Raw genomic sequence first — 17323 nt, 5'->3', positions numbered from 1 at the left:
TCGCCGCTCTTAGTGCATCATCATGTTGTAGTTCAGGTTCCACATAATCCAGATGGAGCCGACAACTACGATAGCAATGATGATTACGGTGAAGATAAATGCGGTCAGGTTCCAACCTTCGTCCGATTTACTGTTCATGTGCAGGAAGTACACGAGGTGTACCACAATCTGCACAACCGCAGTGACCAGGATGGTTCCCAGAATAGCCGCATGCGATGCAGATCCACTCATCACCATTGCAAACGGGATAACCGTCAGAATGATCGACAGGATGAAACCTGTCATGTAGCTCTTCACGCTGCCGTGAGAAGCGCCGCTATGATCGGTAGAATGACTCATTACATCGCCCCCATCAGATAAACAACAGAGAACACGCAGATCCACACGACGTCCAGGAAGTGCCAGAACAGGCTCAGGCACATGATACGGGTGCGGTTCGTGCTGGTCAGGCCGCGACGAGAAACCTGAACCATCAGCACCGCCATCCAGATCAGACCAGAGGTCACGTGCAGACCGTGGGTGCCGACCAGCGCGAAGAACGCTGACAGGAAGCCGCTGCGATCCGGGCCCATACCTTCAACAATCAGGTGATGGAATTCATAGAGTTCCATCGCGATGAACCCAGCCCCGAAGAGGAAGGTCAGCGCCAGCCAGGAAACCACCTGGCTCTTGTTGTTTTTGTACATGGCGATAGCCGCCATGCCGTAGGTGATGGAGCTGAACAGCAGCAGCGCGGTTTCAACCAGAACGAACGGCAGTTCAAAAATATCTTTACCGGTCGGACCGCCCGCCGTGCCGTTCACCAGAACGGCATAGGTAGCGAACAGAGTGGCGAAGATAATGCAGTCGCTCATCAGGTAGATCCAGAAACCGAATACCTTCATCGGTCCTGTATCATGGTGCCCGTGTTCGTGCGCGTGGGCGTTATGCGCAAGAGTATCAGTTGCCATTTTTCAGCCCTGCTTTGTTAATCTCATCGAAATGCTGATTTTCCAGTTTTTCGACTACTGCAACCGGCACGTAGTAATCCACGTCCTCGTCAAAGCTCTTAATAATCCAGGTCACCAGGATACCGACGAAGCTTGCAATCGCCATCCACCAGATATGCCAGATCATTGCGAAACCAAACACCGTTGCGAAAGCAGCAATCACGATGCCCGCGCCGCTGTTTTTCGGCATATGAATCTCTTCATAGCCAGCCGGTTTCTTATACGCGTCGCCTTTTTCTTTCATTTCCCAGAACGCGTCACGCTCGTGAACGACAGGAACGATAGCAAAGTTGTAGAACGGCGGAGGAGAAGAGGTTGCCCACTCCAGCGTACGGCCGCCCCACGGGTCGCCGGTCAGGTCACGGTTCTGCTCGCGATCGCGGATAGACACGTAGAACTGAATCAGCTGGCAGAGAATACCGCAAGCGATCAGCGCCGCACCGCAGGCTGCAACAACCAGCATCGGGTGGAACTGCGGGTCAATCTGCTGGCTCAGGCGACGGGTCATGCCCATGAAGCCCAGTACGTACAGCGGCATAAACGCGACGAAGAAGCCGATGATCCAGAACCAGAAAGCGCGTTTGCCCCAGGTTTCGTTCAGGGTGAAGCCAAAGGCTTTCGGCCACCAGTAGGTCAGACCTGCGAAGCAACCGAACACCACGCCGCCGATGATGACGTTATGGAAGTGCGCGATCAGGAACAGGCTGTTGTGCAGCACGAAGTCTGCGCCCGGTACCGCCAGCAGTACGCCGGTCATACCCCCTACGGAGAAGGTTACGATAAAGCCAATCGTCCACAGCATTGCTGAGTTGAAGACGATACGGCCCTGGTACATGGTAAACAGCCAGTTGAAGATCTTAACCCCGGTCGGGATAGCGATGATCATGGTCGTAATACCGAAGAAGGCGTTTACGTTCGCGCCCGCACCCATAGTAAAGAAGTGGTGCAGCCAAACGATGAACGACAGAACGGTAATACACACTGTTGCCCATACCAGCGAGGTGTAGCCAAACAGACGCTTACGTGAGAAGGTTGCGGCGATTTCGGAGAAGACACCGAATACCGGCAGAACCAGAATGTACACTTCCGGGTGACCCCAGGCCCAAATCAGGTTGATGTACATCATCATGTTGCCACCCATATCGTTGGTAAAGAAATGGGTGCCCAGGTAGCGGTCCAGGGTCAGCAGCGCGACGGTGACGGTCAGAATTGGGAAGGAGGCGATAATCAGGATGTTGGCGCACAGAGATGCCCAGCTAAACACCGGCATCTTGAACATGGTCATGCCAGGGGCACGCATCTTGATAATCGTTACGAAGAAGTTAATACCGGTGAGCGTTGTACCAATACCGGATAGCTGGAGAGCCCAGATCCAGTAATCGACCCCGACGCCCGGACTGTACTCAATTCCCGAGAGCGGCGGATAGGCCAGCCAACCGGTCTGCGCGAATTCACCGACGCCCAGAGAGAGGTTAACCAGAATCACGCCCACAACGGTGAACCAGAAGCTCAGGTTGTTAAGGAATGGGAAGGCAACGTCGCGCGCGCCGATCTGCAGCGGAACCACCAGGTTCATCAGACCGATAACAAACGGCATCGCTACGAAGAAGATCATGATAACGCCGTGGGCGGTAAAGATCTGATCGTAGTGGTGAGGCGGCAGGAAGCCTGCTTCCCCGGCCGAGGCCAGCACCTGCTGGCTACGCATCATAACGGCGTCAGCGAAGCCACGCAGCAACATGACGATTGCTACGATAACGTACATGATACCGAGACGTTTGTGGTCAACCGAAGTCAGCCACTCATTCCAAAGGTAGGACCACTTACCGAAGTAAGTGATGGCCGCCAGAAGCGCCAGTCCCCCAATGATAATTGCAGCCACCGTAACCACAATAATGGGTTCATGGTAGGGCACTGCATCCAGTGTAAGTTTTCCGAACATCGTTTTCTTCCTCGGCCCCTTAGTGAGCGGTTTCCGCGTGGCTCATGTCCATGCCTTCCATTCCTTCGTGCGCTGCGTGCTCGCCCTCAGGTTGGGTCATATCCATGCTCTTACCGTGAGACATAAATTTGTTAACAACATCTTTAAACAAATCTGGTTTCACGTTAGAGAAGTATTCCACTTTGTTGTATTCGCTAGGCGCAGCCAGTTTGTCGAACGTTTCCATGGAGTCCATGGCGTTCGCAGACTGTTTGGCTTTCGCTACCCACTGATCGAAGGTTGCACGATCCGGCGTGGCGATAGCTTTGAACTTCATTCCTGAGAAGCCCGGGCCGCTATAGCTGGCGGAGATACCGTCGTAAGTACCAGCTTCGTTCGCGATGAGGTGCAGCTGAGTCTGCATCCCGGCCATTGCGTAAATCTGGCTACCTAAACGTGGGATAAAGAACGAGTTCATCACGGAGTTGGAGGTCACTTTGAAGTGTACCGGTACGTTCGCCGGGAAGGCGATTTCGTTGACGGTAGCAATGCCTTGTTCCGGATAGATGAAGAACCATTTCCAGTCCATCGAAACGACTTCGATAGTGATAGGTTTTTCATCGTGAGCAAGCGGTTTGCTCGGCTCTAATGCGTGAGTGGTTTTCCAGGTCAGAACGGCCAGGAACAGGATGATCAGGATAGGAACCGTCCAGACCACAGCTTCCACTTTGTTGGAGTGTGACCAGTTCGGGCTATACTTCGCATCTTTATTGCTCGCACGATACTTCCAGGCAAATCCTACTGCCATCAAGACGGCTGGAATAACGACGATCATCATCAGGCCGAAGGCCGTCAGAATCAGAGAGCGTTGCTCCAGTCCAATCTGTCCTTTTGGGTCGAGGAGTGCAGAATCACAACCACTGAGTAATACAGTGCCTGCGATTAATGACATCCATCCCAAACTTTTATTGTATTTCCTAAGTCTCATTGAACGACCTCAATTCCACGGAATCTGGTGGCGCTTAAAGTGTACGGGCATTTTACGGGAAGGTTGCATTACTGTAAACATAGTTGGAGCTGTGTCTGCTCTATGTTAGCGGCTTCTGCTTGCCCTGTCACATATGTTACGGAGTGTGACATTATCGCTTGCAAACCTTGATTTAGGCGGGATTGATAACGAAAGGGATAAGAACGAAAGGCTTTATAAGAGAATGAGCATAACTACCCGCAAAACAACACAAATAATTAACAATTAATTATCAAATAAAAGACATCGTAAAAGCGGAAAATAAAACCTGCAGAGCTGAATCGGTTAAATTATTTAAAGATTCGCATGAAAATTGTCAATAATTTCCAGAAATCTAAAACGCACAAAACAACAAATCGGCTACGATGAATATAAAATCGTTAATAAGACGTTATAATTACGTTTAGTAATTACAACGTCCACGTACGTTTCTGCGCTGATTTAAATCAGCTCGGTTTTACGTAATGCCAGATAGTCAAGGAAGGCGCCGAGTAAAATACCCGCGACGGCGGTGAGTACGGCGATCTCAAGCAGGCCGGCAAGGAAGGAGAAGTTGGTGTAATCCAGCGCGTTGAGCGCCAGCAGCAGCAGCCAAATCGCCAGCATCAGGCAGCCAGCAGCCAGAATAATTAATGCCAGCCCGTAGGTCTGCGGAAAGCGCGTGCGCGGCATAAAGCTTTCTGAGCGCTGAGTGTGTTCCAGCGTACGCCGGCAAATTAACAGCAGCAAAATCCCCGGCACCGCGGCGACGACGGAAAAGAGATAGAAGGTAGGCCAGCCGTGGGCTTCAACAAACCAGCCGGCGATAGGCCCAACGTACACGCGCCCAACGGCAGAGAGCGCTGAGAGCAGGGCAAACTGGGTGGCTGAAAACGATTTATTGCACAGCGTCATCAGCAGCGCGACGAACGCCGCGGTGCCCATCCCGCCGCACAGATTTTCGAAAAACACCGCCGTCGCCATGGAGAAAAGGTGTTTATCGGTAATTGAGAGCAGCCAGTATCCGGCGTTGGATACCCCCTGCAGCAGGCCGAAAATCAGCAGCGCGCGGAACAACGTCAGGCGCTGCATGAGCACGCCGCCGTAAAGCGCTCCGATAATCGTGGCGAACAGGCCGAGCGTTTTATTCACCATTCCCACTTCACCCGCATCGAAACCGACGCCGCGAATCAGGAACGTGGTGGTCAGGCTCATGGCAAACGCGTCGCCAAGCTTATAAAGGACGATCAGCAGCAGAATAAGCCAGGCATTATTGCGGCCGAAGAAGTCGCGCAGCGGTGCGGCGACGGCCTGCTCCAGCGTCTTCGGCACCGGAATAACGTCGCTGGGTTCCGGCGCCAGCAGCGTGGCGATAATGCAGGGGATCAGCAGCGCGGCCATCAGCCAGTACATCCCCTGCCAACCCAGCCAGCGATCGGCCAGCCAGAGCGCCAGCCCGCCGGAGACCAGCATCCCCAGACGATAGCCCAGCACGCTGATTGCCGCTCCGGTGCCTCGCTCTTCCGCGGCCAGCACGTCAGTTTTCCACGCGTCAAATACGATATCCTGAGAGGCGGAACAAAAGGCGATGACCACCGCCAGCGCTGCCATCCAGCGCAGCTGCGTGGACGGTTCAAGGAAACCCATCGCCGCAATGGCGATAAGGAGCAGAAACTGGGTCGCCAGCAGCCAGCCGCGACGACGGCCGAGAAACGGCGGCGTATAGCGGTCCATCACCGGCGACCAGAGGAACTTAAAGACGTAGGCCTGGCCGACGAGCGAGAAAAAACCGATAGTTTTCAGATCGATGTTTTCAACGGTCATCCACGCCTGCAGCGTGCCGGAGGTGAGGGCGAGCGGTAATCCCGAGGCAAAACCGAGGATCAGCAGGATAGCTGATTTTGGCTGCGTGAAAATGCGTAAGTAATGATTAGACATGGCATGTCGTGCAGACCCGGCGCGAGGCCGGGTCTGCGACTTAAATTAACGCGCGTTTTGCTTGATGAAATCGTGAATGCTGGTGTCCTGCGCCATATCGCTAATGGTATCGGTCATGACGCTATTAACCGCATCGGCGATATTTTTATTCGAGGCCTGGAAGGCGCCTTCAACAGAGTAGCTGGCACGATAGTTTTTCGTCATCTTATTGCCGTTAGCGGCAGTGGCAACGATCGCAATATCGGCTTTAGTCGCAATATTGTAACGCACGTTGCCCTGAGAAACGTCGGCGTACAGTTTATTCACAATGATTTGCAGATCCACGGCGCCGTTCGGGCCAATCATATAGCCACGCGAGGTCATCTGTTTCTCGAGCACTTCCTGCAACAGGAAGCGCAGGTCGCGGGAGGCGGTGAGCGTAACCTGTTGGTTATCGCGGGTGACTTTCGCCAGCGCCTGATCCGGACGCTGATCGGCGCCGTTAATGCTGACGGTCACGCCCATCAGGCTGGGATCCTGCTGCGGCAGGGTGATTTTCGGTGAAACATCAATGGTGGTCGGCGGAGTGGCGCATCCGGCCAGCATAAACAGCGCGACCAAAGGAAAAAGAATTTTCTTAAACATGTTCAGGGTCTCAACGCATGGTGGAGTGGTAATGAGGAAAATTCCCGCCATCATAACATCGCCAACGGCAAGGGGAAGTGGCAACGCATGTAAATTCATCGCCTTGTGCGTTTTCTGTCCTGACTGCATCTCTTATCGCAACGCAGGCAGGGCTTTCAGGACACCGAACCACTAAAGCCGATACTTTTGCATGAAAATATCAGAGGAATGCTAATTTTTTGTTGTTTTCGCCCAATGGAAGCGGTAAAAGCGGCTAACATTTAAAGGGAATGGCGGCAATACAGCGTTGTCGGAGGAGAAAATTCATGATGATACGTGAACAGATCGAAGCAAAACTTAGGGCAGCGTTCGACCCGGTGTATCTTGAAGTCGTGGATGAAAGCTATCGCCACAACGTTCCTGCGGGCTCTGAAAGTCATTTTAAAGTGGTGTTGGTGAGCGATCGCTTCCTTGGCGAGCGTTTTCTTAATCGTCACCGTATGATTTACGGAACGTTGACTGAGGAACTATCAAGCACCGTGCACGCTCTGGCGTTGCATACCTATACAATCAAAGAGTGGGAAGGGCTACAGGATACCGTCTTTGCTTCTCCTCCTTGTCGCGGGGCTGGAAGTATCGCGTAGAAATCGCATTTGCAACCGCTGGAGCTTTTCCAGTATGTTGCGTGAAGATTTATGAGAAAACGGCCTGCGGGCCGTTTTGTTTTGCCTGAAAAATGTGCAATTCACGCATATTTACAGGCAAATTTGCTCGGGAAATGTGAAAAAAGCCGCAGCAGTGGGCGACAACCGTTCTCGACTCACAAAAGTGATGCCGCTATAATGCCGCGTCTTTTATTATGAATGTCTTCGGGATGATTCTGACGACAGGGAATGTGTTTCTGATTTGAAGAGGGCATCCCGGTTCTGCGAAGCAACCTGTTCGCGCTTCCAGAGTTGACCGAGCACTGTGATTTTTTTGAGGTAACAAGATGCAAGTTTCAGTTGAAACCACTCAGGGCCTTGGGCGCCGTGTAACGATTACTATCGCCGCTGACAGCATCGAGAATGCTGTCAAAAGCGAGCTGGTCAACGTAGCGAAAAAAGTTCGCATTGACGGCTTCCGTAAAGGCAAAGTGCCGATGAATGTTGTTGCTCAGCGTTATGGCGCATCTGTTCGCCAGGACGTGCTGGGTGACCTGATGAGCCGTAACTTCGTTGACGCGATCATCAAAGAAAAAATTAATCCGGCCGGCGCGCCGAACTACGTTCCGGGCGAATACAAGCTGGGTGAAGACTTCACCTACGCGGTAGAGTTCGAAGTTTATCCGGAAGTTGAACTGCAGGGTCTGGAAGCGATCGAAGTTGAAAAACCGGTTGTTGAAGTGACCGATGCTGACGTTGACACCATGCTGGATACTCTGCGCAAGCAGCAGGCGAACTGGAAAGACAAAGACGGCGCTGTTGATGCAGAAGATCGCGTTACCGTTGATTTCACCGGTTCCGTTGACGGCGAAGAGTTCGAAGGCGGCAAAGCCTCTGACTTCGTACTGGCGATGGGCCAGGGCCGTATGATCCCGGGCTTTGAAGACGGTATCAAAGGTCACAAGGCTGGCGAAGAGTTCACCATCGACGTGACCTTCCCGGAAGAGTACCACGCTGAAAACCTGAAAGGTAAAGCGGCCAAGTTCGTTATCAACCTGAAGAAAGTTGAAGAACGTGAACTGCCAGAGCTGACTGAAGAGTTCATCAAACGTTTCGGCGTTGAAGATGGTTCCGTAGCCGGTCTGCGCGCTGAAGTGCGTAAAAACATGGAGCGCGAGCTGAAAGGCGCCGTGCGTAACCGCGTTAAATCTCAGGCTATCGAAGGTCTGGTTAAAGCTAACGATATCGACGTTCCGGCTGCGCTGATCGACAGCGAAATCGACGTTCTGCGTCGTCAGGCTGCTCAGCGTTTCGGCGGTAACGAGAAACAGGCTCTGGAGCTGCCGCGTGAGCTGTTCGAAGAGCAGGCTAAACGCCGCGTTGTTGTTGGCCTGCTGCTGGGCGAAGTGATTCGTACCAACGAGCTGAAAGCTGACGAAGATCGCGTTAAAGGCCTGATCGAAGAGATGGCTTCCGCTTACGAAGATCCGAAAGAAGTGGTTGAGTTCTACAGCAAAAACAAAGAGCTGATGGACAACATGCGCAACGTCGCGCTGGAAGAGCAGGCCGTTGAAGCCGTGCTGGCGAAAGCTAAAGTGTCTGAAAAAGCCACTTCCTTCAGCGAACTGATGAACCAGCAGGCGTAATTTCGCCCCAAGGTTTAAGGTTTGAGCAAAAACCCGTTGCCGAAAGGCTGCGGGTTTTTTTATTGCAATGATAGCCTTAGGATGAGTGCGAAAAGGCGATTTCAGTGATAGCGTTACGACAAAAGATTGTTATGCTTGAATTATGGCGACGTCATCCCCATAACCGGGAGACGTAACTGCATTGGCATAATCATGCGCCGTAATGAAGCGTGCATCTATGCACTTCTGCCCGACGGCAGAAATTCTGGCTGATAATCCGTCCGTAAGGTTACAATCAGTGCAGCGGTTTTTTTCAAATTAATCCAGGAGACGGAAATGTCATACAGTGGCGAACGAGACAACTTTGCACCCCATATGGCCCTGGTGCCGATGGTCATTGAACAGACCTCACGCGGCGAACGTTCATTTGATATTTACTCCCGTCTGCTCAAGGAGCGCGTCATTTTTCTGACCGGCCAGGTAGAAGACCACATGGCTAACCTGATCGTGGCGCAGATGCTGTTTCTGGAAGCGGAAAACCCGGAAAAAGATATCTATCTGTACATTAACTCTCCGGGCGGGGTGATTACCGCCGGGATGTCTATCTATGACACCATGCAGTTCATCAAGCCTGATGTGAGCACCATTTGTATGGGCCAGGCGGCCTCAATGGGCGCGTTCCTGCTGACCGCCGGGGCGAAAGGCAAGCGTTTCTGCCTGCCGAACTCCCGCGTGATGATTCACCAGCCGCTGGGCGGCTACCAGGGCCAGGCGACGGATATCGAAATCCACGCCCGCGAAATCCTGAAAGTGAAAGGTCGCATGAATGAACTGATGGCACATCATACGGGTCAATCCCTTGAGCAGATCGAGCGCGATACCGAGCGCGATCGCTTCCTGTCTGCCTCAGAAGCAGTGGAATACGGCCTCGTTGACTCTATTTTGACTCATCGTAATTGATGCCCCAGGCGCAAGGGTGCCGCTATACTTGTTTGAAAGAGGGCGGCACAACGCTTCACAGCGGTTTGCGCCTGAGAATGGCATTTGCGTCGTCGTGTGCGGCACAAAGAACTTAATAAGAGGTTTGGACTCATGACAGATAAACGCAAAGATGGTTCGGGCAAACTGTTGTACTGCTCTTTTTGCGGCAAAAGCCAGCATGAAGTGCGTAAGCTAATCGCCGGGCCATCCGTGTATATCTGCGACGAATGCGTTGATTTATGTAACGACATCATTCGCGAAGAAATTAAAGAAGTCGCGCCGCATCGCGAGCGCAGCGCGCTGCCGACGCCGCACGAAATTCGCCACCATCTGGACGATTACGTTATCGGCCAGGAGCCGGCGAAAAAAGTGCTGGCGGTGGCGGTATACAATCACTACAAACGTCTGCGCAATGGCGACACCAGCAACGGCGTTGAACTGGGCAAAAGTAACATTCTGCTAATCGGGCCGACCGGTTCCGGTAAAACGCTGCTGGCGGAAACGCTCGCGCGCCTGCTGGATGTGCCTTTCACCATGGCGGATGCCACCACCCTGACCGAAGCCGGCTACGTGGGTGAAGACGTTGAGAACATCATCCAGAAGCTGCTGCAGAAGTGCGACTACGACGTACAGAAAGCCCAGCGCGGTATCGTCTACATTGATGAAATCGACAAAATTTCCCGTAAATCGGATAACCCGTCGATCACTCGCGATGTTTCCGGCGAAGGCGTGCAGCAGGCGCTGCTGAAGCTTATTGAAGGTACCGTTGCCGCGGTTCCGCCGCAGGGCGGGCGTAAGCATCCGCAGCAGGAGTTCCTGCAGGTTGATACCTCTAAGATCCTGTTCATCTGCGGCGGCGCCTTTGCCGGTCTGGATAAGGTCATTTCCCACCGTGTTGAAACCGGTTCAGGTATTGGTTTCGGCGCGACGGTCAAGGCGAAGTCTGACAAAGCCAGCGAAGGCGAGCTGCTGTCTCAGGTTGAGCCGGAAGATCTGATCAAGTTTGGCCTGATTCCTGAGTTCATCGGTCGTCTGCCGGTTGTGGCGACCCTGAGCGAGCTGAGCGAAGAAGCGCTGATTCAGATCCTCAAAGAGCCGAAAAACGCCCTGACCAAGCAGTATCAGGCGCTGTTCAGCCTGGAAGGCGCTGAGCTGGAATTCCGCGACGAAGCGCTGGACGCTATCGCTAAGAAAGCGATGGCGCGTAAAACCGGGGCTCGCGGTCTGCGTTCTATCGTTGAAGCCGCGCTGCTCGATACCATGTACGATCTTCCGTCAATGGAAGACGTGGAAAAAGTGGTCATCGACGCTTCGGTTATCGATGGCCAGAGCAAGCCGCTGCTGATTTACGGCAAACCGGAAGCGCAGCAGGCATCTGGTGAATAATTAACCATTTTGCTCAAGCAGTTAACAAAAAGGGGGGATTTTATCTCCCCTTTTATTTTTCCTGCATTCCCGCCGTTGAATGTATGGAATACATCCCCATATACTGGTTTACATATTAACGGCGACGCGTCGTTGAGTTGCGTCGTCGGCTACCTGGCGGACTTTAAACTAAGAGAGAGCTCTATGAATCCTGAGCGTTCTGAACGCATTGAAATCCCCGTATTGCCGTTGCGCGATGTGGTGGTTTATCCGCACATGGTCATACCCCTGTTTGTAGGGCGGGAAAAATCTATCCGTTGCCTCGAAGCAGCCATGGATCATGATAAAAAAATCATGCTGGTTGCGCAGAAAGAAGCCTCGACGGATGAGCCGGGTGTAAACGATCTTTTCACCGTCGGGACCGTGGCGTCTATTTTGCAAATGCTGAAGCTACCGGACGGTACTGTCAAAGTGCTGGTCGAAGGTTTGCAGCGCGCGCGCATCTCTGCGCTGTCTGATAATGGCGAGCATTTTTCGGCGAAGGCTGAATACCTTGAATCGCCGGCGATTGACGAACGCGAGCAGGAAGTGCTGGTTCGTACAGCCATCAGCCAGTTTGAAGGCTACATCAAGCTGAACAAGAAAATCCCACCGGAAGTGCTGACGTCGCTGAATAGCATTGACGATCCGGCGCGCCTGGCGGATACCATCGCTGCGCATATGCCGCTGAAGCTGGCGGACAAACAGTCCGTGCTGGAGATGTCCGACGTTAACGAACGTCTGGAATATCTGATGGCGATGATGGAGTCGGAAATCGATCTGCTGCAGGTTGAGAAGCGCATTCGCAACCGCGTGAAAAAACAGATGGAGAAATCTCAGCGCGAGTACTATCTGAATGAGCAAATGAAAGCCATTCAAAAAGAGCTCGGCGAGATGGACGACGCCCCGGACGAGAACGAAGCGCTGAAGCGTAAGATCGACGCGGCGAAAATGCCGAAAGAGGCAAAAGAGAAAACCGAAGCGGAACTGCAGAAGCTGAAAATGATGTCCCCGATGTCGGCGGAAGCGACCGTCGTTCGCGGCTACATCGACTGGATGGTGCAGGTACCGTGGAACGCCCGCAGCAAGGTCAAAAAAGACCTGCGTCAGGCTCAGGAGATCCTCGACACCGACCACTACGGCCTCGAGCGCGTGAAGGATCGTATTCTTGAGTACCTCGCGGTGCAGAGCCGTGTTAACAAGCTCAAAGGGCCGATCCTGTGCCTGGTTGGGCCTCCGGGGGTCGGTAAAACCTCTCTCGGCCAGTCCATCGCCAAAGCCACCGGACGTAAGTACGTGCGTATGGCGCTGGGCGGCGTGCGCGATGAAGCGGAAATCCGCGGTCACCGTCGTACCTATATTGGCTCAATGCCGGGCAAACTGATCCAGAAAATGGCCAAAGTGGGCGTTAAAAACCCGCTGTTCTTACTGGATGAGATCGACAAGATGTCTTCGGACATGCGCGGCGATCCGGCCTCGGCGCTGCTGGAGGTGTTGGATCCGGAACAGAACGTGGCCTTTAACGATCACTATCTGGAAGTGGATTACGATCTCAGCGACGTGATGTTTGTCGCGACCTCCAACTCCATGAACATTCCGGCGCCGCTGCTGGATCGTATGGAAGTGATCCGTCTCTCCGGCTACACCGAAGATGAGAAGCTGAACATCGCCAAACGCCACCTGCTGTCAAAACAGATTGAGCGTAACGCGCTCAAAAAAGGCGAGCTGACGGTGGATGACAGCGCGATTATCGGCATTATCCGCTACTACACGCGTGAAGCGGGCGTGCGTGGTCTGGAGCGCGAAATCTCGAAACTGTGCCGTAAGGCGGTAAAACAGCTGCTGCTGGATAAATCGCTGAAGCACATCGAGATTAACGGCGACAACCTGCATGACTTCCTTGGCGTGCAGCGCTATGACTATGGCCGGGCGGATAGCGAAAACCGTGTGGGTCAGGTGACGGGTCTGGCATGGACGGAAGTGGGCGGCGATCTGCTGACCATTGAAACCGCCTGCGTTCCGGGTAAAGGTAAGCTGACCTATACCGGTTCACTGGGTGAGGTGATGCAGGAGTCCATCCAGGCTGCGCTGACCGTGGTGCGTTCGCGTGCGGATAAGCTGGGTATCAACTCAGACTTTTACGAAAAACGCGATATTCACGTGCACGTACCGGAAGGCGCTACGCCGAAAGATGGCCCAAGCGCAGGTATCGCGATGTGTACCGCGCTGGTTTCCTGTCTGACGGGCAATCCGGTGCGCGCCGATGTGGCGATGACCGGGGAAATTACCCTCCGTGGCCAGGTGTTGCCAATCGGTGGTCTGAAGGAAAAACTGCTGGCCGCGCACCGCGGCGGCATTAAGACTGTTCTGATTCCTGATGAAAACAAACGTGACCTTGAAGAAATTCCAGATAACGTTATCGCCGATTTAGATATCCATCCGGTGAAACGAATCGAGGAAGTTCTGGCACTTGCACTGCAGAACGAGCCGTTTGGTATGGAAGTCGTCACGGCAAAATAGTGATTTCGCGCAAATTGCGCTAAGAAAAATAGGGCTGGTAAGTAAATTCGTACTTGCCAGCCTTTTTTTGTGTAGCTAACTTAGATCGCTGGCAGGGGGGTCAATTACAACTCTGTTGTAAGGGCATGACAGTCCTGATATAACTGCTGCGCGGTCGCGCCACGAAGGATTCTGGTGCGATATAAATTATAAAGAGAGGAAGAGAACAGTGAATAAATCTCAACTGATTGACAAAATTGCTGCCGGTGCGGACATTTCTAAAGCCGCAGCTGGACGTGCGTTAGATGCTTTAATCGCTTCTGTTACTGAATCTCTGCAGGCTGGGGATGACGTTGCGCTGGTAGGGTTTGGTACTTTTGCTGTTAAAGAGCGCGCTGCCCGTACCGGTCGCAATCCGCAAACAGGCAAAGAAATCACCATTGCTGCTGCTAAAGTACCGGGTTTCCGTGCAGGTAAAGCGCTGAAAGACGCGGTAAACTGATCGACTTCCCCACTGGGGTCTGTGACGAAGTACAAGGGCGCATCGTAAGATGTGCCTTTTTTATTTGCCAGAATGAGACTTAATGTGACTTTATACGCACTTGTGGGCTGACAATCACCCCGTTTTCTTGTCAAAATACGTCCTCACGCGCGGCGGCCATCACATGCTATGCTGCGCGAGCTAAAGTCATCTACAGCGGAGCGTTGTTACACCATGATGGACAACCTACGCACGGCCGCCAACAGCGTCGTGCTCAAGATTATTTTCGGTATCATTATCGTCTCGTTCATTTTGACCGGGGTGAGTGGTTACCTGATTGGCGGTGGTAACAACTATGCCGCAAAAGTTAATGACCAGGAGATTGGTCGCGCACAGTTTGAAAATGCCGTTGCCAGCGAGCGTAATCGCATGCAGCAGCAGCTTGGCGACCAGTTCTCAGAACTGGCGGCCAATGAAAATTACATGAAGACCATGCGTCAGCAGGTGCTGAACCGTCTGATTGACGAGGCGCTGCTCGATCAGTATGCCCGTGAGCTGGGTCTCAACATCAGCGACGACCAGGTGAAGCAGGCTATCTTCCAGACCCAGGCTTTCCAGGCGGATGGCAAATTTGATAACGAGCGCTTCAGCCGTATTGTTAATCAGATGGGGATGACGACGGATCAGTACGCGCAGGCGCTTCGTAATCAGCTGACGACTCAGCAGCTGATCAACGCCGTAGCCGGTACCGACTTTATGCTGCCGGGCGAATCTGACCAGCTGGCGGCGCTGGTTTCTCAACAGCGCGTCGTCCGTGAAGCCACTCTCGACGTGAACGCGCTGGCGGCAAAGCAAACCGCTACCGACGATGAAATCAACGCGTTCTACCAGCAGAACCAGGCGCGTTTTATGGCGCCTGAGCAGTTCCGCGTCAGCTACATCAAGCTGGACGCTGCCAGCATGCAGGAAAACGTCTCTGACGAAGAAATTCAGTCATGGTACGACCAGCATCAGGATCAGTTCACTCAGCCGCAGCGTAACCGCTACAGCATCATCCAGACCAAAACCGAAGCGGATGCGCAGGCGGTGCTTGATGAGCTGAAGAAAGGCGCTGACTTCGCCACGCTGGCCAAAGAAAAATCAACCGATATTATCTCTGCCCGCAGCGGCGGTGATATGGGGTGGCTGGAAGATGCGGCGACCGTGCCAGAGCTGAAAGAGGCCGGTCTGAAAGAAAAAGGCCAGCTTTCTGGCGTAATTAAATCCTCCGTTGGGTTCCTGGTTGCCCGCCTGGACGATGTTCAGGCAGCACAGGTTAAACCACTGGCTGAGGTTCGCGACGATATTGCGGCGAAAGTGAAGCAGGAAAAAGCCCTGGATGCGTACTATGCCCTGCAGCAGAAAGTGAGCGACGCGGCGAGCAACGATAACGAGTCGCTGGCGGGCGCAGCCCAGGTTGCCGGTCTTAAAGTGGTTGAAACCGGCTGGTTTGGCCGCGACAGCCTGCCGCAAGAGCTGAATTTCAAGCCGGTCTCTGAAGCTATCTTCAACGGCGGCCTGGTGGGCGAAAACGGCACGCCGGGAAGCAACTCCGATATCATCACCGTCGACGGCGATCGCGCGTTTGTTCTGCGCATCAGCGAGCATAAACCGGAAGCGGTGAAACCGCTGGCGGATGTGAAAGCGCAGGTGAGCGATATTGTTAAGCACACGAAAGCGGAACAGCAGGCGAAGCTGGATGCCGACAAGCTGCTGACGGCCCTGAAAGAGGGCAAAGGCGATGAAGCGATGAAAGCCGCAGGCCTGAGCTTTGGTGCGCCGCAGACGCTGTCACGCACCGGTCAGGAAGCGCTGAGCCAGTCTGTCTTTGCACTTCCGCTGCCGCAGGCGGGTAAGCCAAGCTACGGCGTGGGCTCCGATCTGCAGGGCAACGTGGTGCTGCTGGCGCTGGACGAAGTGAAAGCGGGTACGATGCCGGAAGAGCAGAAAAAAGCGATGATTCAGGGGATCACCCAGAATAACGCCCAGATCGCTTTCGAAGCGCTGATGAGCAACCTGCGTAAAGCGGCGAAAATTAAGCTCGGCGACATTATCGATCAGCAACAATAATTACGTGCTGCTTCGCAAAAGCAAGTAACGTGATGTCATTCTCAAAGGCCGCTTTCGCGGCCTTTTCCATTTCTGCATTTTGCCTTTTGTACTCTTTTTCCTTCGTCGCTATCGTGACCTTGCTGTCTACAAACAAGGAGATAACAGCATGAAACGAGGAATGAAAACGCTTATTGCCGCCGTACTGGTTTGCGCGGCGGGGAGTCAGATAGCGCAGGCGGCGCCTTCTGCCGGCAAAGCGTCGGCGCCGGTAAAGGAAAGCGTGCAGTCGCCGCAGGCAAAAACACCGGATGCGTTAAATGCGGCGGATAGTGAAGGCACCAGGGTGAGTATCAATAACGCCAGCGCGGAAGAGCTGGCTAAGGCGCTGAATGGCGTCGGCCTGAAGAAAGCGCAGGCTATAGTGAGCTATCGCGAAGAGTACGGGCCATTTAAAACCGTTGACGATCTTAAGCAGGTGCCCGGAATGGGCAACTCGCTGGTAGAGAGAAATCTGTCACATCTGAAGCTGTAAATTTTCAGCGAAAGTTTGCACAGTCGTCATTATTTGCCAGACTGAAGAGGTCATGCCAGTGGTGTGACCTCTGACCTCAAAACAACAATTAAAGATAAGGCATTTGCGCTATGCAGACACAAATCAAAGTTCGCGGCTATCATCTGGATGTCTATCAGCACGTTAACAATGCGCGTTATCTGGAGTTTCTCGAAGAAGCGCGTTGGGATGGCCTGGAAAGCAGCCCGGCCTTCCACTGGATGACCGCTCGCAACATCGCCTTTGTGGTGGTCAATATCAATATCAACTACCGCCGACCGGCGGTACTAAGCGATGTGTTAACCGTCACCAGCAAGCTCGAACAGCTGAACGGAAAAAGCGGGACGTTAAGCCAGGTGGTCACCCTCAACCCTAATGGCGAAGTGGTCGCCGATGCGCTTATCACTTTTGTCTGTATCGATCTAAAAACGCAGAAAGCGCTGCCGCTTGAGGGCGAATTGCGGGAGAAGCTGGAGCAGCTTGAGCCTCGCTAACAGGCCAGCCGGAGGGGGATGTCCCGGAGGCGGTGCTGCGCACCTGTCCGGGCTTGTATGATTACTCCGTCAGAAAGAACCGGCCAGTTCTCTCTGA

At 53.4% G+C, this 17323-nt stretch carries 15 protein-coding genes; 9 read left to right on the top strand and 6 right to left on the bottom strand.

From position 1 onward, the window contains the following. Positions 1–9: 9 nt before the first annotated feature. From SIK97_RS25255 to SIK97_RS25230, 6 genes are all read right to left on the bottom strand, one after another. Positions 10–339: a cytochrome o ubiquinol oxidase subunit IV gene (locus SIK97_RS25255; RefSeq protein WP_004099523.1), complete on the bottom strand. Its 330-nt coding sequence runs from the start codon at positions 337–339 to the stop codon at positions 10–12. After that, on the bottom strand, positions 339–950 hold the full coding sequence (locus tag SIK97_RS25250; RefSeq protein ID WP_004099525.1) for a cytochrome o ubiquinol oxidase subunit III: 612 nt from the start codon (positions 948–950) through the stop codon (positions 339–341). Before SIK97_RS25250 ends, SIK97_RS25255 begins: the two co-directional genes overlap by 1 nt. Then, positions 940–2931 (bottom strand): cytochrome o ubiquinol oxidase subunit I, encoded by a 1992-nt coding sequence (gene cyoB / locus SIK97_RS25245; RefSeq protein WP_004848247.1) that lies wholly within the window; start codon positions 2929–2931, stop codon positions 940–942. Before cyoB ends, SIK97_RS25250 begins: the two co-directional genes overlap by 11 nt. Positions 2932–2950: 19 nt before the next feature. Beyond that, positions 2951–3898: a cytochrome o ubiquinol oxidase subunit II gene (gene cyoA, locus SIK97_RS25240; RefSeq protein ID WP_004848249.1), complete on the bottom strand. Its 948-nt coding sequence runs from the start codon at positions 3896–3898 to the stop codon at positions 2951–2953. Positions 3899–4378: 480 nt separating this feature from the next. Further along, positions 4379–5854 carry a muropeptide MFS transporter AmpG gene (ampG, locus tag SIK97_RS25235; protein WP_025107167.1) on the bottom strand — a complete coding sequence of 492 codons (1476 nt, stop codon included), beginning with the start codon at positions 5852–5854 and terminating at the stop codon, positions 4379–4381. A gap of 45 nt (positions 5855–5899) precedes the next feature. Beyond that, positions 5900–6478 carry a lipoprotein gene (locus tag SIK97_RS25230; RefSeq protein WP_004848253.1) on the bottom strand — a complete coding sequence of 193 codons (579 nt, stop codon included), beginning with the start codon at positions 6476–6478 and terminating at the stop codon, positions 5900–5902. 305 nt (positions 6479–6783) lie between these two features. Here SIK97_RS25230 and bolA point away from each other — a divergent pair, with 305 nt between their 5' ends. From bolA to SIK97_RS25185, 9 genes are all read left to right on the top strand, one after another. After that, on the top strand, positions 6784–7101 hold the full coding sequence (gene bolA, locus SIK97_RS25225; RefSeq protein WP_004133447.1) for a transcriptional regulator BolA: 318 nt from the start codon (positions 6784–6786) through the stop codon (positions 7099–7101). Positions 7102–7448: 347 nt separating this feature from the next. Next, the gene (gene tig, locus SIK97_RS25220; RefSeq protein WP_004848255.1) at positions 7449–8747 is read left to right on the top strand and encodes a trigger factor; all 1299 of its coding nucleotides are present in this window, start codon (positions 7449–7451) and stop codon (positions 8745–8747) included. 315 nt (positions 8748–9062) lie between these two features. Further along, positions 9063–9686 (top strand): ATP-dependent Clp endopeptidase proteolytic subunit ClpP, encoded by a 624-nt coding sequence (clpP, locus tag SIK97_RS25215; protein WP_003021624.1) that lies wholly within the window; start codon positions 9063–9065, stop codon positions 9684–9686. 132 nt (positions 9687–9818) lie between these two features. Then, positions 9819–11093: an ATP-dependent protease ATP-binding subunit ClpX gene (clpX, locus tag SIK97_RS25210; RefSeq protein WP_004099538.1), complete on the top strand. Its 1275-nt coding sequence runs from the start codon at positions 9819–9821 to the stop codon at positions 11091–11093. 183 nt (positions 11094–11276) lie between these two features. Next, positions 11277–13631: an endopeptidase La gene (gene lon, locus SIK97_RS25205; RefSeq protein WP_004099539.1), complete on the top strand. Its 2355-nt coding sequence runs from the start codon at positions 11277–11279 to the stop codon at positions 13629–13631. Between the two features lie 208 nt (positions 13632–13839). Further along, a complete protein-coding gene (gene hupB / locus SIK97_RS25200; protein WP_002444653.1) occupies positions 13840–14112 on the top strand; it encodes a nucleoid-associated protein HU-beta in 273 nt (90 codons plus the stop codon). Between the two features lie 213 nt (positions 14113–14325). Next, the gene (ppiD, locus tag SIK97_RS25195; protein ID WP_004848261.1) at positions 14326–16200 is read left to right on the top strand and encodes a peptidylprolyl isomerase; all 1875 of its coding nucleotides are present in this window, start codon (positions 14326–14328) and stop codon (positions 16198–16200) included. A 148-nt stretch (positions 16201–16348) separates the two neighbouring features. Continuing rightward, positions 16349–16714: a helix-hairpin-helix domain-containing protein gene (locus SIK97_RS25190; protein ID WP_049081030.1), complete on the top strand. Its 366-nt coding sequence runs from the start codon at positions 16349–16351 to the stop codon at positions 16712–16714. A 110-nt stretch (positions 16715–16824) separates the two neighbouring features. Then, on the top strand, positions 16825–17226 hold the full coding sequence (locus SIK97_RS25185) for a YbgC/FadM family acyl-CoA thioesterase (RefSeq protein WP_057173996.1): 402 nt from the start codon (positions 16825–16827) through the stop codon (positions 17224–17226). The last annotated feature ends 97 nt before the right edge of the window (positions 17227–17323 follow it).

This window comes from Klebsiella sp. JN_Kp126 (assembly GCF_033843325.1).
In the GTDB taxonomy this organism is placed as follows: Bacteria; Pseudomonadota; Gammaproteobacteria; order Enterobacterales; family Enterobacteriaceae; genus Klebsiella; species Klebsiella michiganensis.
This window is presented reverse-complemented; position numbering and strand designations above follow the sequence as displayed.

Bases quoted from the DNA above. Each gene is read 5' to 3' on its own strand.
- ampG (WP_025107167.1), bottom strand. From the start codon at position 5,854: ATGTCTAATCATTACTTACGCATTTTCACGCAGCCAAAATCAGCTATC.
- SIK97_RS25255 (WP_004099523.1), bottom strand. From the start codon at position 339: ATGAGTCATTCTACCGATCATAGCGGCGCTTCTCACGGCAGCGTGAAG.
- SIK97_RS25230 (WP_004848253.1), bottom strand. From the start codon at position 6,478: ATGTTTAAGAAAATTCTTTTTCCTTTGGTCGCGCTGTTTATGCTGGCC.
- SIK97_RS25185 (WP_057173996.1), top strand. From the start codon at position 16,825: ATGCAGACACAAATCAAAGTTCGCGGCTATCATCTGGATGTCTATCAG.
- SIK97_RS25250 (WP_004099525.1), bottom strand. From the start codon at position 950: ATGGCAACTGATACTCTTGCGCATAACGCCCACGCGCACGAACACGGG.
- lon (WP_004099539.1), top strand. From the start codon at position 11,277: ATGAATCCTGAGCGTTCTGAACGCATTGAAATCCCCGTATTGCCGTTG.
- bolA (WP_004133447.1), top strand. From the start codon at position 6,784: ATGATGATACGTGAACAGATCGAAGCAAAACTTAGGGCAGCGTTCGAC.
- clpX (WP_004099538.1), top strand. From the start codon at position 9,819: ATGACAGATAAACGCAAAGATGGTTCGGGCAAACTGTTGTACTGCTCT.
- cyoA (WP_004848249.1), bottom strand. From the start codon at position 3,898: ATGAGACTTAGGAAATACAATAAAAGTTTGGGATGGATGTCATTAATC.
- cyoB (WP_004848247.1), bottom strand. From the start codon at position 2,931: ATGTTCGGAAAACTTACACTGGATGCAGTGCCCTACCATGAACCCATT.
- SIK97_RS25190 (WP_049081030.1), top strand. From the start codon at position 16,349: ATGAAACGAGGAATGAAAACGCTTATTGCCGCCGTACTGGTTTGCGCG.
- tig (WP_004848255.1), top strand. From the start codon at position 7,449: ATGCAAGTTTCAGTTGAAACCACTCAGGGCCTTGGGCGCCGTGTAACG.
- clpP (WP_003021624.1), top strand. From the start codon at position 9,063: ATGTCATACAGTGGCGAACGAGACAACTTTGCACCCCATATGGCCCTG.
- ppiD (WP_004848261.1), top strand. From the start codon at position 14,326: ATGATGGACAACCTACGCACGGCCGCCAACAGCGTCGTGCTCAAGATT.